This is a genomic window from Paenibacillus illinoisensis NBRC 15959 (genome assembly GCF_004000925.1).
GTDB classification, from domain to species: Bacteria; Bacillota; Bacilli; order Paenibacillales; family Paenibacillaceae; genus Paenibacillus; species Paenibacillus illinoisensis.
In genome coordinates this window covers 287,422-305,336 of record NZ_BIME01000001.1, presented here as the reverse complement: position 1 = coordinate 305,336, position 17,915 = coordinate 287,422, and the positions used below count along the sequence as shown (strand labels likewise).

The window sequence follows — 17,915 nt, the reverse complement described above, 5'->3', positions numbered from 1 at the left end:
CTAATTCGGACGATGTCCGTGATGAAAGAGAGAGGCATTCAACATGAGATTATTTGAGATACTTTTAGTTCTATCCTGTTTCGCGTTACTCGTAGACCTACTATTTATTAAAAGAAGTGCAAAGAAAACAGGCTTGGGTTTGGGGATAGGAAGCAGCGTCATACTCGTAGCTCATTTTTTGGTTGAGGGATACAGATGGCAGTTGCTCTTGGTATATATCATGACGGCTCTATTCATACTTATTGTTTTACTCAGACATTCCGAAAAGATGGTGAATCTAAAAATAGGGAAGTTGTTGAAATATAGTCTATCTTCCTTAATCGTCATTCTACTTGTGATATCTACTGCCTTGTCTGTATACTTACCTGTCTTTAATTTGCCGAAGCCGGATGGTCCGGAGAAAGTGGGTACTCAAACCTTTCATTTTACGGATCAGAACAGAGACGAAGTCTTAACTGAAGATCAGAGCGACAAGAGGGAGTTAATGGTCCAATTCTGGTATCCTACTGAGAACATGAATAACAACAAGCGTGACACGCTGTTTCCAAAAGATAAAGAAATGTTCAAAAAGTATATTCAGAGCTTCTCTACTTCTTTAAAACTGCCCGAATTTATGCTCGACTACTGGAAGTATAGTCAAACCAACTCTTATGAAAATGTAGAAATATTACCTTCTGAAAGTCCTTATCCCGTGGTACTGCTATCTCATGGTATGGGAACTAGTAGAGTTCTACAAGCATCACAGGCGGAGAATCTGGCCAGTCATGGGTTTATCGTAGTGACAATCGATCATACGTACAGCACCTTTGCTACCCTTTTTCCTGATGGCCGTGTAACGGGCTATACAACAAAGATGACAACCATAGATGACCGCAGAGAAATTGGGGATATATGGACAAAAGACGTGGAGTTTGTGATCAATCAAATCGAAAAGCTGAATTCAGGTGCAATTGAAAGTCAATTCAAAGGGAAAATGGATTTAAATAACGTCGGTGCGATGGGGCATTCTTTTGGGGGTGCAACGGCGTTTAATGCAACGTATTTGGATCATCGAATTAAGGCCGGGGTTAATATGGATGGCTCTCTGAATGAAGTAGAAAATAGAGATGATATAAACAAACCGTTTATGTTCATCAGATCGGGAAGTTTTAAAGACTGGTTAGTCAATTTTGAAAAGGATAGAAATTCGGATAACGAAGTAAATAAATTTCTTTCAGATGAGCTGCACATTATGAAAAATGTTATCGAACATGGGGGAAATGTGATTTATATAGAAGGAACCCAGCACTTCAATTTCACGGATCTTCAATTCTATTCGGAGCTGGTTAAACTGTCCGGGATCACAGGAGACATCAATGGTAAAAGAGGATCAAATATCGTAAATCAATATGTACTCGATTTCTTTAATAAGCAGCTGAAAGGAACCGGTGGCAATCTGCTTCAGGGACCGAGCGACATGTATCCAGAGGTGAAGTTTATAGATCCACAAGAATTGTAGCGGTTATGACCGCATAAATGCCTTCAAAAATTTAAAAAATCCAATAACAAGTCGCGGTAATCGCGGCTTTTTTTGGTTGTAAACAATTACATGATTGTTTGTACGAATTGGAAAAATACGGTTGACAGATGCGCATATCACGTATACAATCGTATACATATTAAATCGTATACAAATGTATACGATGTGGAGGTGTTCTTTAAATGAGAGAACCATACGCAAATGAATCTGCAGAACGTCAAAATGTGCGTTCAGGACGTGGACGCGGAGAAGAAGAGCAGCGTGGTGAACGGTCCAGAAGGGGCAGAGGACATGGTGAACATCACGGTAAGCGGGGGAACGGAGCGCAAACGTTTCGGCGTGGCCGCATTCTGGTTTTTCTGGAGCAAATGCAAAATCGAAGAACGACTTTGGCCAGACAGCTGGGTCAAGCGGAATATGAGCATATTCGTCCGATGATTAGTGGTGAATTAAAAGCGATCGACCAGGTTATTGATGAATATATTCATCTCTTCGAGCTTCAAGATGAAGATGAGAGCCCTAATAAGGATTTGGAGAGTGAATAAGAATGATTCGTCGTTTCTTTTCGTATTATCGACCTTACAAGAAACTGTTTGTCATTGATTTTGGATGTGCAGTTATCGCAGGTCTGCTGGAACTGGCATTTCCACTTGCGGTCAGCAAGTTTATTAATGAATTATTGCCAGGTCAGGACTGGCCGCTCATTATCTTGGCTTGTGTTGTATTGTTGTCCATTTATGCACTTAATACAGCCTTGAATTATGTTGTTACATATTGGGGTCACATGCTCGGTATCAACATTGAGACCAACATGCGTGAGAAAATGTTCGCTCACTTGCAGAAGTTATCCTTCCGTTTCTTTGATAATCGAAAAACGGGCCATCTGATTGGTCATTTAACTAATGATCTGAATGATATCGGAGAGGTTGCTCACCATGGACCGGAGGATGTCTTCATCGCCGTTATGACATTGATTGGTTCATTCTGGCTCATGGCGAATATTAATCTGGAACTGGCACTGATTACATTTATTATCATTCCGATTATGGCCTGGGTCATCATTGTGTTCGGTGGCCGCATGACTAAAACCTATCGGCGTCTTTTTGGCAACGTGGGTAATTTCAATTCCCGGATCGAAGATAACGTGGGCGGAATTCGTGTCGTTCAATCATTTGCGAACGAAGAGCATGAGAAAAAACTATTTTCCGTTGACAATGAAAACTTTCGTCAAACCAAACTGCTTGCTTATAAAACGATGGCGAAGAGCATATCGGTCAGTTATATGATGATGAGACTGGTCACTGTATTTGTGATGATTAGCGGTGCATGGTTCTTCATTGACGGCAAAATCGATATGGGTGACTTCATGGCATTCCTGCTGCTCTCCAACATCTTCTTCCGTCCGATCGAGAAAATTAACGCAGTCATCGAGAGCTATCCGAAGGGAATTGCTGGCTTCAAGCGTTACCTGGAAATTATTGATACGGAGCCTGAAATCGCGGATGCCAAAAACGCAGTTGAGCTGAAACATGTTCGGGGCGATATCCGTTTCGAGAATGTATCGTTCGGTTATGAATCCAGCCGCCGTATACTGAATAATATCAGTCTGTCTATAAAACCGGGAGAAACCGTTGCATTCGTTGGACCTTCCGGTGCAGGAAAAACAACCATCTGCAGTCTGCTCCCAAGGTTCTACGAAGTGGAAGAGGGAAGAATCACGGTGGATGGCGTTGATGTTCGGGATGTGCAGCTGCAATCCCTTCGCAAGCACATTGGTATCGTTCAGCAGGATGTATTCCTGTTCTCGGGAACCATCAAGGAGAATATCGCCTATGGGGATCTCACGGCAACAGATGAGCAAATCTGGGATGCTGCCCGCCGGGCATCGCTGGAGGAGTTACTTCTCACATTGCCGGACGGCATCGATACGATCATCGGTGAACGTGGCGTTAAGCTATCCGGAGGGCAGAAGCAGCGTTTGTCCATCGCCCGCATGTTCCTGAAAAATCCACCGATTCTGATCCTTGACGAAGCTACATCGGCTCTGGATACGGAAACGGAAGCTCTAATTCAGAAATCTCTCGCAGAACTGTCTGTGGGCAGAACTACGCTGGTCATTGCACACCGCCTGACAACCATCAAGAATGCGGACCGCATCATGGTCGTGAACGCGGATGGCATTGCCGAGCAGGGGAATCATGATGAGCTGGTTGCAGCTGGTGGGATCTACAGTCGACTACATCAGGTGCAGTACAGTCATTCATAGAAAAAGGTTTTTGAGGCTGAACCGCGCAATTTGCGCGGTTTTTTGCTGTATAATTTGCCTCCAATAGGCTGCAATCGGTTTATTTTTCGGCAGGCACGATCATTATGTTGACAACGTCCACTAAATCAACTTATTATAATGTTGACAATGTCCACTAAAAGGGAGGGTTTCGCATCGACTCTCAGCATATACATTCTGATATTTTGGCTGACATGCGGCGTTTCAACCGTTTTTATACCAATATTCTTGGCGTATTGGATAAGCACATCCTTGGTACGGGGTATTCGTTTGCCGAGGTAAGGGTCATCATTGAAATTGGTATTCGTGGAGAAAGTATTGCCAACAATCTGGTGGATACACTGACCATTGATCGCAGTTATATGAGCCGGATTGTGAACAAGCTGTCCAAGGAAGGTCTGCTCATCAAAGTGAATTCGGAAGCTGACAGCCGGGTCAGTCTCATTCGCCTGACGGATAAAGGTCAGGAACTTTACGCTGAATTAAACGATAGGTCTGACCAGCAAATATTGAAGTTAATGCAGAATCTGGATGAGGAAGAGATCCAAGAGGTCTATGCTTCCATGATGAACATACAAGAGAAGTTAACGAAGAAAGCAGGAGAGACAACACGATGATACGATTCGAATGTGATTATAACGAAGGTGCGCATGAACGCATTCTGCAAAGACTGATCGAGACCAATATGGAACAAACGAGCGGTTATGGCACAGATCCCCACTGTGATCGGGCGAGAGTTCTAATTCGTCAAGCGTGTGACAGTGAGCAGGCTGATGTGCATTTTCTGGTCGGAGGCACTCAAACCAACACAACGGTCATTGCATCCATACTTCGTCCCTATCAAGGTGTCATTGCAGCGACTTCGGGCCACATCGCTGTTCACGAAACGGGCGCAATTGAAGCAATTGGCCATAAAGTACTTACCGTTCCCAGTGAAGACGGGAAGATCACAGCTGACCAAGTGAAGGCAGTCTATGAAGCGCATAGGAGTGAGTCTTCTCCTGAGCACTGCGTACAGCCAGGAATGGTTTACATATCCCAGCCAACAGAGAACGGTACGATGTATAGTAAGGCCGAATTGCAGTCATTATTTGAGACAAGTAAGAAATGCGGACTCCCGTTATTTGTGGATGGGGCAAGGCTCGGATACGCACTTGCATCCCCGGATTGTGACATGACCCTTGCTGATCTCGCCCGTTTAAGTGATGTGTTCTATATTGGAGGAACCAAGATCGGTGCACTGATGGGGGAAGCTGTAGTCATCCTGAATGATGCACTGAAGCCTGATTTTCGTTACATGATCAAGCAGAAGGGCGGTCTGCTCGCAAAAGGCAGATTGCTGGGCATTCAGTTCGAAACGTTGTTCGAAGACGGATTGTATCTGGAAATTTCACGTCATGCCATTGATATGGCCATGCGAATTCATGATTCGCTTGAAGAACAGCATATCCGCTTCCTGTACGAATCACCAACCAATCAGCAGTTTCCGATCTTGCCTGATGCTTTGCTTGAGAAATTACGCAGTCAATATACCTTCACATTCTGGGAAAAGGTAGACGCCACACATAGTGCAGTCCGTTTTTGCACCAGTTGGGCAACGGAGCAGGAGAATGTGGATGCGCTGGCTCGTGATATCGCTCGATTAATGCAAGAATCAAGTGAAGCACGGGTACTTGCTGAAGTACTGGTTTAAACTATGAAGATGTAGGATGATAGTTGCGATATACTGAAAAAGGACGACATATTGTCGTCCTTTTTTTGTTGAGTTTTCGTTGAAACAGTGGAGAAGCTATTCACTCAAGATGAGGTCGTATTTTTCCTTCAATCGTTTAATATCACTTCTGGGTGGTGCGCCGAACATGCGTGAATATTCACGGCTAAACTGAGATGCACTTTCGTAGCCAACCCGAAATGCTACATCAGCCGCATCGCCAGACTCAGCCATCAGAAGGCGCCGGGCTTCCTGTAGTCGCAGCTGTTTTTGGAATTGCAGCGGGCTCATGGCCGTGATCTCTTTGAAGTGCCGATGAAATGAGGATACGCTCATGCTGGCGGTCTCTGCAAGATCTTCAATGCGTAGAGGCTGCTCCCAGTGATGAACGATATATTCGATTGCTTCCCTAATTCGGTACGTACTGCTTCCTTCTACCGCGATCTGGGCCAACTCGCCTCCGTAAGGTCCCTGAAGAAGACGAAACAAAATCTCCTTTGTGTACAATGGGGCAAGGAAAGGGATTTCCTCCGGAGTATCCAGTAAACCGATAAGGCGAAGCACAACATCCTGAATGGAAGATTCCATCTGTCCCACGAACATGGCTCGTCTGGCGTTTTCTTTGGAAGTGACTTGGATATTGCATTCATTCAGTACTTCCAGAATTTGATTCTTCGTAAACTCAAGCTTAATACTTAGATAGGGTGCATCAGCGGATGCCTTGATAATCTGCCCGATTACCGGAAGATTCATGGAAGCAATCAAATAATTGGATGGTCCATATTCAAAGCGCTCCTGCGCGAGCAATACTTCCTTTAAGCCTTGCACGATAACACAAAAAGCAGGCTTATAAACTCTGTATGCCGGTTCAGTAATACTCGTATGATGATAGAAAAACAGGGAAGGGATCGGCGTTTCCGTTGCACCGTTACGTACGGAGTGACGCTCAACCAACTCGCTCAGTTCCCTTTTCTGTTGAAATAAATCCTCAGTCATTTGGACTCCTCCTCACGGCTCTAACCTCGTTTTATTATACGACTTAATCATCGAATTCAAAAGAACCCCTGATAGGATTAGGCAATCAATTAAGATAAATGATATACCGCTTGGTGAGCACGCTTCGGCATAATGAGATTAAGCTCACAGAATCAAGCAAGTGAGAGCGTGTGGGTAAGAGTACTTGAATTGTCTTAGATGATAGATATTCAAATGAGGAGGAATGATGAATGATGCAAAAACGCAAATTGGGAAACAGCGGTTTGGAGGTTTCGGCCATTGGCCTTGGTTGTATGGGAATGAGCTACGGGTATGGTCCTGCTTCCGAGAAGAATGAGATGATCTCCGTTCTTCAAAAAGCTGTGGAACGAGGTGTGACGTTCTTCGATACCGCTGAAGTATACGGTCCATACACCAACGAAGAACTTGTGGGCGAAGCACTAAGAAGCGTTCGAAACCAAGTCGTCATTGCCACCAAATTTGGTTTCGATATACAGCACGGCAAACAGGGCGGTACGAATAGTCGGCCCGAACATATTCGCAAAGTGGCGGAAGAGTCGCTGCAGCGTCTGCAGATTGAATCGATTGATCTGTATTATCAGCACCGGGTCGATCCGGATGTGCCAATCGAGGAAGTAGCAGGAGCAATCCAAGATTTGATCCGGGAAGGAAAGGTAAAACACTGGGGACTTTCCGAGGCAGGAGTGCAAACGATCCGTCGTGCACACGCCGTGCAGCCTCTTGCAGCAGTACAGAGTGAATATTCCCTTTGGTGGAGACGCCCTGAAGAGGAGTTGATCCCTGCTTTGGAGGAGCTTGGAATTGGTTTCGTCCCATTCAGCCCTCTGGGTAAAGGATACCTGACAGGAAGTTTCAACGCGGGAACAACATTTGAACAAGGCGACCTGCGTAACATTCTACCTCGTTTTACGCCTGAAGCGTTGCAAGCGAACCAGGTATTGGTTGATTTGCTTAAAGAAAAAGCAGAGGAACTACAAGCCAGCCCAGCCCAAGTTGCGCTTGCATGGCTGCTTGCCCAGAAATCGTGGATTGTGCCGATTCCAGGCACGCGCAAATTGAGCAGATTGGAAGAAAATCTGAACTCGGCAGATCTTCAGCTCAAGTCTGAAGATGTACACAGCATTAATGAGGCAGCGTCGAAGATCACTTTGGTGGGTGCCCGATATACGGAAGAACTGGAGAGAAGAACAGGTCTGTGACAGTTTTGAGATGGCGGGAGAATAATCTGCTGCCCTTAAGTTAAAGGTGATTTGATAAAAAAAGTCGGGTGAATAAAGTGATCAAGGAATTACTGAAAAGCTTGAAGCAGATCTTAACCGACAGACTGGAGTGCCAGATCAAAATGGAAGAAAATCCAGTTTTCAAGGAGGCATACCTTAGTTATTGGTTTAAGTTAAGTTCGGAAGAAATAAAAGTTACCTCATCGACAAATAAAAAATGCTAGGAGTGCGTGAGACATGGAATATGTTAAACTTGGACGAACAGGTCTGGACGTTTCGAAATTGTGTCTTGGGTGTATGAGTTACGGTGTGCCGGAACGTGGAATGGCTCCCTGGTCACTGAATGAAGAGCAGAGCCGCCCGTTTATCCAAAAAGCGCTGGAGGAGGGTATTAATTTTTTCGATACGGCGAACATTTATTCAGACGGAACCAGTGAAGAAATCGTTGGCCGTGCGTTGAAGGATTTTGCCCGCCGGGATGAGATTGTCCTGGCAACGAAATTGTTTTTCCGGATGACGCCGGGACCCAATGGTGCAGGGCTGTCGAGAAAAGCGATCATGAACGAAATCGATAATAGTCTCTTGCGTTTGGGTACGGATTACGTGGATCTGTATCAGATTCATCGATGGGATAATACAACGCCCATTGAAGAGACGATGGAGGCACTTCATGATGTGGTGAAGGCTGGGAAGGTCAGATACATTGGTGCCTCCTCCATGTACGCTTGGCAGTTCATGAAAGCACAGCATACTGCCGAGCGACACGGATGGACGAAATTCGTCTCCATGCAAAACCATTTAAATTTGTTATATCGTGAAGAAGAACGTGAAATGCTGCCCCTATGCCTTGAAGAAGGGATCGGTGTGATTCCGTGGAGTCCGCTGGCCAAGGGGCGCCTGACACGGGATTGGAACGAACAGACTCCCCGTTCGGAGGTTGATCCAGTTGGAAAAGCGTTCTATGAGAGTACAATGGTTGAAGCCGATCGCCGGGTGGTCGAACGTGTAGCTGAGGTGGCTGGAAAACGGGGGATTGCACGAGCACAGGTTGCTCTGGCCTGGCTGTTGCAAAAAGATGAAGTAATCGCACCCATTATTGGTGCAACCAAGATTCATCATCTTGAAGATGCGGTATCTGCGCTTTCAGTGAAGCTGACACCAGAAGAAATCAGTTACCTGGAGGAAGCCTATATCCCTCATCCGGTGACGGGTAATCTCAGTTAGAGCTAAAAGAAGATGAGAGAAGTCGCCTTGCTGGCGACTTCTTTCATCGTTAAATCCGGTCTTGACTGATAAGGAGTGGAGAATGGTTGGAACGTTTATGGACCAGGTCCTTTATTTTGATGACATTGGGATTGCTATTTTTATTCACTGCCTTTTATATGCTATATCCCACGCTGCCGCTATTTATTAAGGAGATGGGCGGCAATGAACAGCAAGTGGGCCTCGCAATGGGGGCATTGATGTTATCTTCTGTCCTATTCAGGCCCTTAATCGGTGGACTGCTGGATCGATTCGGCAGACGTCCATTTATGATTGGGGGGCTGCTCGTTTTTATCGCATCGATGTATATGTATAACTGTGTAGGTGGCATCTTGGTGCTGATGGGGCTCCGAATCATTCATGGTATAAGCTGGGCAATGTCGACGACTTCCATGATGACTGCCGTCACTGATATGATTCCGGCTAATCGTCGTGGGGAAGGGATGGGGTGGTTCAGTACCTCCATGACCTTCGCCATGGCGATTGGTCCCATGATCGGATTAAGCATCATGCAAGGCCAATCCGATCAGGGAATGTTCCTGTTTGCAGTTGTTCTGTCTGTAGTTGCACTGCTATTAACTCTTGCAGCTAAAATGCCGTTTACACCAACTGCAGGTCACAAGAAGATTCAAATTTTCGAGAAATCCGTCTTGCCTGTGATGGCTCCTATATTTTTTCTTTTTATTGCTTATGGAGGAATTACAACGTTTGTTCCGCTATTTGCAGCCGAGATACAGGTCAATTCCGGAACTTTTTTTCTAATCTACGCAGCAACGCTTGCCCTTTCTCGTCCAATTGCAGGAAAACTCTCTGATCGAATCGGAGAGGTGTCTGTGATAGTGCCGGCTCTTATCATTACCATGGCGGCACTGCTTGTCTTGAGCTTCTCAACCAGTTTGTTTGGGTTATTGTGTTCTGCTGTTCTATACGGTGTCGGGTTTGGATCTGCACAGCCTGCTCTTCAGGCCATAACGCTACGTATGGCACCCAAGGAGCGTCAAGGTGCTGCCAATGCCTTTTTTTCGACGGCCACGGATCTGGGAATCGGTCTGGGTGCAATTTTGCTGGGAGTGGTTTCGGAATATACGAGCTATAGTGTTTTATTTAGTGTCAGTGCCTTATCTGTTTTTGTAGCCTTACTGCTGTTTACTGTATATGTGAAAAAGTCCATCCTGGGGAAAAAACCGTTTATGCAGAACGATGAAGCATTCTAGAAAAAAGTCTATACCTCATAGTACTGCCGTTCTCATGCCGCTCTGAACTCATGAGTGATCTGTGGAGACAAAGATTTAGCAGCAACTTAAGCGTAATTGCAATGGTTTCTGGATACCAGTCAAATCGTAGCTTATAAAGGAGCGGGGAAGACGTATGAAAATAGATATCCCGAAAATTCAGGAACAATCGATGACCATAGAACCCATTCAGGTATTGGAGTCCAAAACGGAATACCGGAATCAACTTATTGAACAGATCTCACTGGATAACCAGGAAGCACTCAAAGTATCCTTTGAGAATGTCATTTTCAGAAATGTGACGATCTCTGATTCCTCACTGGAACAATTTGAATTTACAGATGTTGTTTTTGAAAATTGTGATTTCTCCAACGTCAATTTCTCAGGTGCTATCATGCACCGGGCCGCATGGACCAACTGCAAATTTGTCGGCACGGATTTTTCCACCAGCAGAATGCAAAACGTTCAATTTGCTCAGTGTGTGGGGGACTACTCCAATTTTAGATTTGCCCACCTTAAACAAGTTGCTTTTGCTGAATGCTCATTAATTAGTGCTGACTTTGCCTATCTAGCCTTGCAAAAAATCCTGCTGGACCATTGTAATATCGATCAGGCTTTCATGACAGGTACGAAATTAAAGGGTTTGGATCTTAGCAATTGCCAATTTGACTCGCTCGTATTGAACATGGAGGATCTGAATGGCTGTGTTATTTCACCTTATCAAGCGGCGACCTTCGTCGGATTAATGGGAATTGTGATCAAATCATAAAAGACTTGCCCCAAGGGGAGAAGTGTGTATAATAGGTAACATAAAATCATACGACATGCTTTCTAGGGTTCCGCGAGTGAGATCGGCCTGGTCCGAGAGAAAGCTCATAACCTGATGGTTATGCCACGGAGGGATAAAAGCCTGGGAGATAAACTGCTTGAATGCAGTTTGTTTCCCGGGCTTTTTTTATTTGCTCTCTAAGACACAACCTAATCGTTGTTGTATGAAATTGGATACCAAAAGGAGTAGATCAAAATGAACAAAACCTGGTTGTCTGTTGTGATTGCAGCCCTTTTTGAAGTGGGTTGGGTGATTGGCTTAAAGCATGCGAGTGGTCTGTTGGAATGGGGAGCAACGGTGATCGCCATTGGTGTCAGCTTTTCCTTGATGATCGCGGCTTCCCGTACACTCGATGTCGGAACGGTATACGCAGTATTTGTTGGATTGGGTACGGCTGGTACGGTGCTGGCAGAGATCCTGTTATTCGGGGCTGCAGTCCAGGCTGGAAAAATGATACTCATTGGTGTGTTACTGCTCGGAGTAATCGGACTGAAAATGGTAAGCAAGCAGAAAACGAAGGAGGCGCATCATTCATGAGCTGGATATTTCTTATTATGGCAGGTCTATTCGAGATGATGGGTGTACTGATGATTAATAAATGGAACAAGGACCGTAACCTGATATCCATTCTGTTGTTAGTTGCAGGTTTCGGGTTGAGCTTCTGGCTGCTGTCTCTGGCTATGAAAACACTGCCCATGGGGACGGCGTATGCCGTGTGGACAGGTATAGGTGCTTCCGGAGGAGCGATTCTTGGCATGATTTTCTATGGAGAATCCCGAAACGCACTTCGAATATTGTTTATTGCCATGGTGCTTGGATCTGCGGTTGGGTTGAAACTGGTGAGCTGACATTGGGATTAAAAGATAATATACAGATCGTCTTTTTAATGGTATCCTTATTCGTTACGTGTGATAACAAGACACATCTAATAGATATGGACGTCATGAAGGAGACTCAATGAACTTTAAAGACTTGAATATTATACCCCCAATCTTAGAAGGATTGAACAAAGCGAACTATACGAACCCAACACCTATTCAGGAACAAGCGATTCCAGCCGTATTGGCAGGCAGAGATTTGCTTGGCTGTGCGCAAACAGGAACAGGGAAGACGGCAGCATTTTCGGTACCGATCATTCAATTGTTAAGCGAAAAGTCAGGTGGTCCCAGACAAGGACGCCGTATTCGCTCCTTGATTTTAAGTCCAACCCGAGAGCTGGCTATCCAGATTGCGGATAACATTAAGATATACAGCCGATATACGGATATTCGCTGCGCCGCTATCGTTGGTGGTGTTTCACAGAAGGTGCAAGAACGTGCGCTGAGCCAAGGTGCAGATATTATTATCGCCACGCCAGGCAGATTGATGGATCTGGTTAACCAAAAACGTATTGATTTGAAATCCATTGAGATTTTGGTATTAGATGAAGCTGACCGGATGCTGGATATGGGCTTTATTCATGATGTGAAGCGAATCATCTCCAAGATGCCGAGCAAGAAACAAACCCTTTTCTTCTCAGCTACGATGCCTCCGGAAATCACAAAAATGGTCAAAACGTTACTCGTAGATCCTGTGAAAGTTGAAATTACACCGGTGTCTTCTACGGTAGACCGAATTGAACAGTCAGTGTATTTATTGGAGAATGGCAAGAAACAACATATGTTGAATCATATTTTGCAGGATAAGTCCATTGTTTCGGCACTGGTGTTCACCCGCACGAAGCGCGGCGCTGACCGTGTTACACGAGAGTTGACCAAGGTAAATGTGACTGCTCAAGCCATTCATGGTGACAAGTCTCAGAATGATCGACAAAAAGCGCTGAACAATTTCAAAAGCGGAGTCACACGGGTGCTCGTAGCGACAGATATTGCGGCAAGAGGAATTGACGTGGAAGAGCTCTCGCATGTCATCAACTTTAACCTGCCTAATATTCCGGAGACCTATGTACACCGAATTGGCCGCACAGGCAGAGCAGGGCATAGTGGTATGGCAATCTCTTTTTGCGATAAGGAAGAAATGCCGTTCCTCAAGGATATTGAGAAGGTAATCAAGAAGAGCATTCCCGAAGTCAAAGATCATCCTTATCTGATGACGAGTGCTCCTGTATTTATAAAAAACAGTAAGGGATCGAAGGCTGCAGCCAACAATTCCATGACCAATAAACCGGCTAAGGCTAAGAAGAACCCCGCGCGCAAACCCAAGTCCGAATGGTTTACCAAGCCGGGGAAAGCACAAAGCAGTAATTTCAAACCAAATAAATCCAAAAGCAGTAAAGTGAATAAAAAAACGATTTAACAAACGGGCAGAATTACTTAGGTGAACTGTCCCCGAATCGTTGGCAAGTCAAACACCTCAATAAACCTTCCGTATTGAATCAGATGGAGGACCGTTTTGAGGTGTTTTTGCGTTGCGTTGGTTATTAGAGTGAATAATACTTTTGAAGTGAAGTTGAAGCAGGCATTCGATAAAAATCATTTAATACAAAATAAAAGGTTTAATACAGCAAATTTGACTCTTTGGTAACATACAAGTAAAATTATTGAAATACAATCTTAGAATGAGGTGGATTACGCAATGCTTGAGCTTAGTTTTGATGACCCGGAGAAGCTGGTAACGGTTACTCATGCCTTATCTACACGTTCCCGGGTAGATATCCTCCGCCTCCTTAATTCCAAAAACCTAAATATCGTGGAGATTGCTGAAGCTCTTAAGCTTCCGGTATCCACCGTAGCCAACAATATCAAGATTTTGGAGGCTGCAAGATTAATTAATACAGAGCTGCTGCCGGCTTCTCGCGGCGCGATGAAAGTATGCAGTCGTAATTATGATGATATACACATTGCACTGAATTTGGAAAAGGCAGGTCCCAGAGGAGGTGTTCAAGTCTATGAGGTAGACATGCCCATAGGTCATTATAGCGATTGCGAGGTATCTCCAACCTGTGGCATGGCCAATGCGGATGGAATGATTATACGCGAGGATGAACCTGCCAGTTTCTTTCACCCTAAGCATATTGGAGCTCAGATTATGTGGTTTCGAAAAGGATATGTTGAATATTTGATGCCACTGGAATTACCGTCCGGAGCAAGGATTGAATCGCTTGAAGTATCTATGGAAATGTGTTCTGAGGCACCTAACTACGATCACAATTGGCCTTCCGATATTTCGGTCTGGATTAATGGCGTGGAGATTGGCATGTGGACATGTCCTGGGGACTTTGGTGACAGAAGGGGAAATCTTAATCCAGCCTGGTGGTATGAGTGGTCTACCCAATATGGTTTGCTAAAGACATGGCGAGTAGACAAAGAGAAGACTTCGCTTGATATGGAGAAGGTTTCCCCTGTTACATTAAATCAACTGAACCTCCTGGATAGTCACAAATTGCGCTTGCGGGTGGGCATCAAACCAGAAGCTGTTCACCAAGGTGGGATGAACCTGTTTGGCAGAGAATTTGGAGATCACGATCAGAACATCAAAATGACCATAAATTACGTAATGAATCCCGATGGGGATTGAAGAGAAAGCTTTAGTTGCGGATAAATTGTAACTAAGGCTTTTTTTGATTGAATAATTACAATAAATATAATTGAAAGCGTTGACATTAAAAGATTGGGTGGCTATAATCCCACTATAGATACAATAATAATGTAATAAATCAAGTATATTGTTTGTATCTATAATATTAGAATAAAGGGGATACTCGCATGAAAAGAAGAGTGGGCTTGTTGGCACTAACATTACTTCTCTCTGTGTCTATGGTTTTAAGTGCATGCAGTGGAAACAGTGGTGGTGCCGACGGTGATGCCGCAAGTGAAGGGAAAGTGAGCTTGTCCTTCTGGACATTGTTCGATGGTGGCGATGGGGCAAACATGCAGGCATTAGTTGATGAATTCAACAAAACCCATCCGGACATCGAAGTGAAAAATACCAAGCTTGCCTGGGGCGAGTATTATACCAAACTTGTCACCGCGGTGGGTAACGGCAACGGACCGGACATCGGCATATCCCATTCCTCTAGGCTGCCCGATTTGATTGATCAGGGGGTAGTCACTGAACTCGATACACCCGCTGCAGATGCAGGGGTAGATTGGAATTCCTACAATCAAAATCTTTTGAGTGCGGTTACAGTAGACGATCAGCATTATGCAGTACCCATTGATACACATGCTTTTATCATGTTCTACAACAAAAAGCTGCTGAAAGAAGCTGGTCTGCTCGGCGAAGACGGAAAACCCGTGTTGGAACAATCAGCTGATGGTTTTGTAAGTTTCCTTAAAACATTAAAAGAAAAGTTGCCAGCCAAGGTTACTCCATTTGCACTATCCAATAACAATGATGATCCTTTCCGTCTATGGTGGTCATTGTATTCGCAATTGGGTGGAAATGATGTAATATCGGACGATCTGAAATCTGCGGCTATTGATAAAGAAAAGGGGATCCAAGCAGCCGAATACATCCAGAAGTTGTATACCGAAGGCTACATTAAGAAAAATGATCCGGATTTTTATAAAAATTTCCAAAGCGGAACAGCAGCAATTACCATGACGGGTGTCTGGACGACAGGAACATGGGAATCCACTAAAGATTTTGAGTTTGGTGCGATGCCGATACCTAAATTTTACGATCAGGAAGCAACATGGGGAGACTCTCACACGATTATTCTGCCTTTGACTCAGGATGAAGACGAAGCAAAACGTAAAGCGGCGATGATTTTCGCCGATTGGGTTGCAGATAATGGCCAGGTATGGGCCAAAGCCGGCCATATTCCTTCCAAACCATCCGTTCTGGAAAAACAGGAATTTAAAGATATGCCTTACCGCAGCGATTATTCTGAAGTAGCAAGTGTCGTTAAGTTCAGCAAAAAATCAACCAAATCTGCCCAAATCCGTGAAGAAGTCGCCTTTAAATTTTTGAATGAAGTATGGGTCAATAAAATGACTCCGGCTGATGCCATGAACAACATGGAGGCAGGCATTCAGAAAATACTGAGTGAATAGAAGGAAGACGGGTCACGCAAGCTTGCGCATGTGTAAGCATTAACGTTGGCTTGCGTGTCAATCAAAGGGGAGACGGGTATGAAGTTCAAAAAAATGAGGACGGAGATGCAGGCGCTTGTCTTTCTGCTTCCCTTCCTAATTGTGTATGTATTGTTTACCATTTGGCCGATGATTAAAGGCATTGAAATGACCTTTTACAAATGGACACTCATTAAGAAAATGGACTTTGTTGGCCTGGATAACTTCCGCAAGGTACTTCAGGACAGGGAAGTCTGGGAAGCGATATGGCACTCGACCTTCTTTGTTTTTCTAAGTACTCCGACCATGATCATACTTGCCATTGTGCTGGCTCTGATTGCGAATCGAAAATCGGTTTTGCAAAAGTTTTACCGGATTATCTTTTTTATTCCAAGTGTACTCTCGGTTGCTGTCGCAGCTTATTTGGGGTTGTTCGTATTCCAGCCTTATACCGGGTTTGTCAATTCTGTACTGCATCTCATTGGCCTGTTACCCCAAAACGCCGAAATTTTCTGGCTGACCGAAACAAACCTGGCCTGGATCGTCATTACAGTTGTAACTTTGTGGTGGACGGTAGGTTTTAACTTTATTTTGTATTTGTCGGCGCTTCAGGAAATACCGGATGAGATCTATGAAGCAGCACGATTGGATGGAGCGAGTGACTCTCAAATATTTTGGAGAATTACCCTTCCATATCTATCCCCACTCACCAAAACCATTACGATGCTGCAAATTATTGCTTCATACAAGGTTTTCATGCAGATTTATGTTATTACAGGCGGAGGCCCGCTGGATCAGACACGTCCGATTATCCAGTTAATCTATCAAACCGGATTTAAAAATAATAACCTCGGTTATGCCGCGACGATGTCCTATATTTTATTCTTCATACTCCTGGTGTTATCCGTGCTGCAATACTGGATGAACAACCGGAAGGGAGTGGATAGCTGATGAAGTGGCTGTTTCGAATAAGTTCTGCATTGATGGCTGTCATGTTTGCGGCACCGTTGGTCTGGATGCTTGTTGTATCAATCAAGGAAGAAGGCATGAAGATCATTACAGTTCTGGATTGGTTTAAGCCTCCGTATTCTTTGGCTGTGTACGAAGAGATTCTAACGACGACCAAATTGTCTCAATGGATTGCCAACAGCTTGTTCGTGGCCGTGATTGTAACGGTGCTTACGGTCATATTTGCAGCAATGGCGGGGTTTGCGCTATCCAAGGTACCTTTTCGCTATCGTACTATTGTTTTCTTTTTCATCCTTGGAGGCCTGTTAATTCCGGGGGAAGCTACCATTATTCCGCTCTATCAAGTGGCAAAAGATCTTCATTTGCTGAATTCGTACAGCGGACTCATCATTCCGGCTCTTGCTTCGCCCGTAGCTGTCATTGTACTCAAAAGTTTCTTTGACGGTGTTCCCAATGATCTGCTCGAAAGTGTACAGATTGATGGGGGTGGCTTCTGGAGAATATTCACCAGCATCATGTTACCCCTCACCCGTCCGGCAATGGCTTCTATGGCCATTCTGACGTTTATCGGTTCCTGGAACAACTTCCTGTGGCCGTTCCTTTCGATCACCGACGAAAATCTATTTACACTGCCAATGGGTATTCCTACGCTGATGGGTCAATATTCTGAGGATTATGTCAAACCAATGGTTATTAATGCAGTGGCTTCGGTACCTATCATTATTTTGTTTATCATTTTCGAGAAGCAGATTGTCAAGGGAATCAGCATGTCTGGAATTAAGGGGTAATGTGAGCAAGTCTGAATTTCATAAAACAATAAAACGGCTATGTCAGGCCAGCGAGCCCAATGTAGCTC

17 protein-coding genes and 1 riboswitch are annotated in these 17,915 nt (G+C 44.6%); of the genes, 16 read left to right on the top strand and 1 reads right to left on the bottom strand.

Annotated features, from left to right (window positions below; all coding sequences use genetic code 11):
* The first annotated feature begins 43 nt into the window (after nt 1-43).
* The 5 genes from PIL01S_RS01255 to PIL01S_RS01235 all read left to right on the top strand — a co-directional run bounded on the left by PIL01S_RS01255 (nt 44) and on the right by PIL01S_RS01235 (nt 5,496).
* Nucleotides 44-1,498, top strand: coding sequence for an alpha/beta hydrolase family protein (locus PIL01S_RS01255; protein ID WP_127535907.1), 1,455 nt, complete (start codon nt 44-46; stop codon nt 1,496-1,498).
* Between the two features lie 203 nt (nt 1,499-1,701).
* Nucleotides 1,702-2,064, top strand: a complete 363-nt coding sequence (locus PIL01S_RS01250) for a hypothetical protein (protein ID WP_174818653.1) — start codon at nt 1,702-1,704, stop codon at nt 2,062-2,064.
* 2 nt (nt 2,065-2,066) lie between these two features.
* The gene (locus PIL01S_RS01245) at nt 2,067-3,785 is read left to right on the top strand and encodes an ABC transporter ATP-binding protein (RefSeq protein ID WP_127535906.1); all 1,719 of its coding nucleotides are present in this window, start codon (nt 2,067-2,069) and stop codon (nt 3,783-3,785) included.
* A gap of 212 nt (nt 3,786-3,997) precedes the next feature.
* Entirely contained in the window at nt 3,998-4,420 is a 423-nt protein-coding gene (locus PIL01S_RS01240) for a MarR family winged helix-turn-helix transcriptional regulator (protein ID WP_127535905.1), read from the top strand.
* Nucleotides 4,417-5,496, top strand: coding sequence for a threonine aldolase family protein (locus PIL01S_RS01235; protein WP_127535904.1), 1,080 nt, complete (start codon nt 4,417-4,419; stop codon nt 5,494-5,496). Before PIL01S_RS01240 ends, PIL01S_RS01235 begins: the two co-directional genes overlap by 4 nt.
* Before the next feature lie 96 nt (nt 5,497-5,592).
* On the opposite strand, the gene PIL01S_RS01230 is transcribed toward PIL01S_RS01235, so the two are convergent.
* Complete coding sequence (locus PIL01S_RS01230; RefSeq protein ID WP_127535903.1) at nt 5,593-6,510, bottom strand: AraC family transcriptional regulator; 918 nt, start codon at nt 6,508-6,510, stop codon at nt 5,593-5,595.
* Nucleotides 6,511-6,743: 233 nt separating this feature from the next.
* Here PIL01S_RS01230 and PIL01S_RS01225 point away from each other — a divergent pair, with 233 nt between their 5' ends.
* The 11 genes from PIL01S_RS01225 (at nt 6,744) to PIL01S_RS01175 (ending at nt 17,847) form a co-directional block, all read left to right on the top strand.
* Nucleotides 6,744-7,730 carry an aldo/keto reductase gene (locus PIL01S_RS01225; RefSeq protein ID WP_164764172.1) on the top strand — a complete coding sequence of 329 codons (987 nt, stop codon included), beginning with the start codon at nt 6,744-6,746 and terminating at the stop codon, nt 7,728-7,730.
* A gap of 258 nt (nt 7,731-7,988) precedes the next feature.
* Entirely contained in the window at nt 7,989-8,975 is a 987-nt protein-coding gene (locus tag PIL01S_RS01220; RefSeq protein ID WP_127535901.1) for an aldo/keto reductase, read from the top strand.
* 86 nt (nt 8,976-9,061) lie between these two features.
* The gene (locus PIL01S_RS01215; protein ID WP_127535900.1) at nt 9,062-10,228 is read left to right on the top strand and encodes an MFS transporter; all 1,167 of its coding nucleotides are present in this window, start codon (nt 9,062-9,064) and stop codon (nt 10,226-10,228) included.
* A gap of 154 nt (nt 10,229-10,382) precedes the next feature.
* Nucleotides 10,383-11,015: a pentapeptide repeat-containing protein gene (locus tag PIL01S_RS01210; protein WP_127535899.1), complete on the top strand. Its 633-nt coding sequence runs from the start codon at nt 10,383-10,385 to the stop codon at nt 11,013-11,015.
* Between the two features lie 51 nt (nt 11,016-11,066).
* A riboswitch (guanidine-I (ykkC/yxkD leader) is annotated at nt 11,067-11,165 on the top strand.
* A 105-nt stretch (nt 11,166-11,270) separates the two neighbouring features.
* On the top strand, nt 11,271-11,612 hold the full coding sequence (locus PIL01S_RS01205; RefSeq protein WP_095358261.1) for a DMT family transporter: 342 nt from the start codon (nt 11,271-11,273) through the stop codon (nt 11,610-11,612).
* The gene (locus tag PIL01S_RS01200) at nt 11,609-11,923 is read left to right on the top strand and encodes a DMT family transporter (RefSeq protein ID WP_127535898.1); all 315 of its coding nucleotides are present in this window, start codon (nt 11,609-11,611) and stop codon (nt 11,921-11,923) included. Before PIL01S_RS01205 ends, PIL01S_RS01200 begins: the two co-directional genes overlap by 4 nt.
* A gap of 109 nt (nt 11,924-12,032) precedes the next feature.
* Nucleotides 12,033-13,370 (top strand): DEAD/DEAH box helicase, encoded by a 1,338-nt coding sequence (locus PIL01S_RS01195; RefSeq protein ID WP_127535897.1) that lies wholly within the window; start codon nt 12,033-12,035, stop codon nt 13,368-13,370.
* Nucleotides 13,371-13,649: 279 nt separating this feature from the next.
* Nucleotides 13,650-14,591 carry an ArsR/SmtB family transcription factor gene (locus tag PIL01S_RS01190; protein WP_127535896.1) on the top strand — a complete coding sequence of 314 codons (942 nt, stop codon included), beginning with the start codon at nt 13,650-13,652 and terminating at the stop codon, nt 14,589-14,591.
* A gap of 188 nt (nt 14,592-14,779) precedes the next feature.
* On the top strand, nt 14,780-16,072 hold the full coding sequence (locus PIL01S_RS01185) for an ABC transporter substrate-binding protein (RefSeq protein WP_127535895.1): 1,293 nt from the start codon (nt 14,780-14,782) through the stop codon (nt 16,070-16,072).
* Between the two features lie 78 nt (nt 16,073-16,150).
* On the top strand, nt 16,151-17,041 hold the full coding sequence (locus PIL01S_RS01180; protein WP_127535894.1) for a carbohydrate ABC transporter permease: 891 nt from the start codon (nt 16,151-16,153) through the stop codon (nt 17,039-17,041).
* On the top strand, nt 17,041-17,847 hold the full coding sequence (locus PIL01S_RS01175) for a carbohydrate ABC transporter permease (RefSeq protein ID WP_127535893.1): 807 nt from the start codon (nt 17,041-17,043) through the stop codon (nt 17,845-17,847). Before PIL01S_RS01180 ends, PIL01S_RS01175 begins: the two co-directional genes overlap by 1 nt.
* The last annotated feature ends 68 nt before the right edge of the window (nt 17,848-17,915 follow it).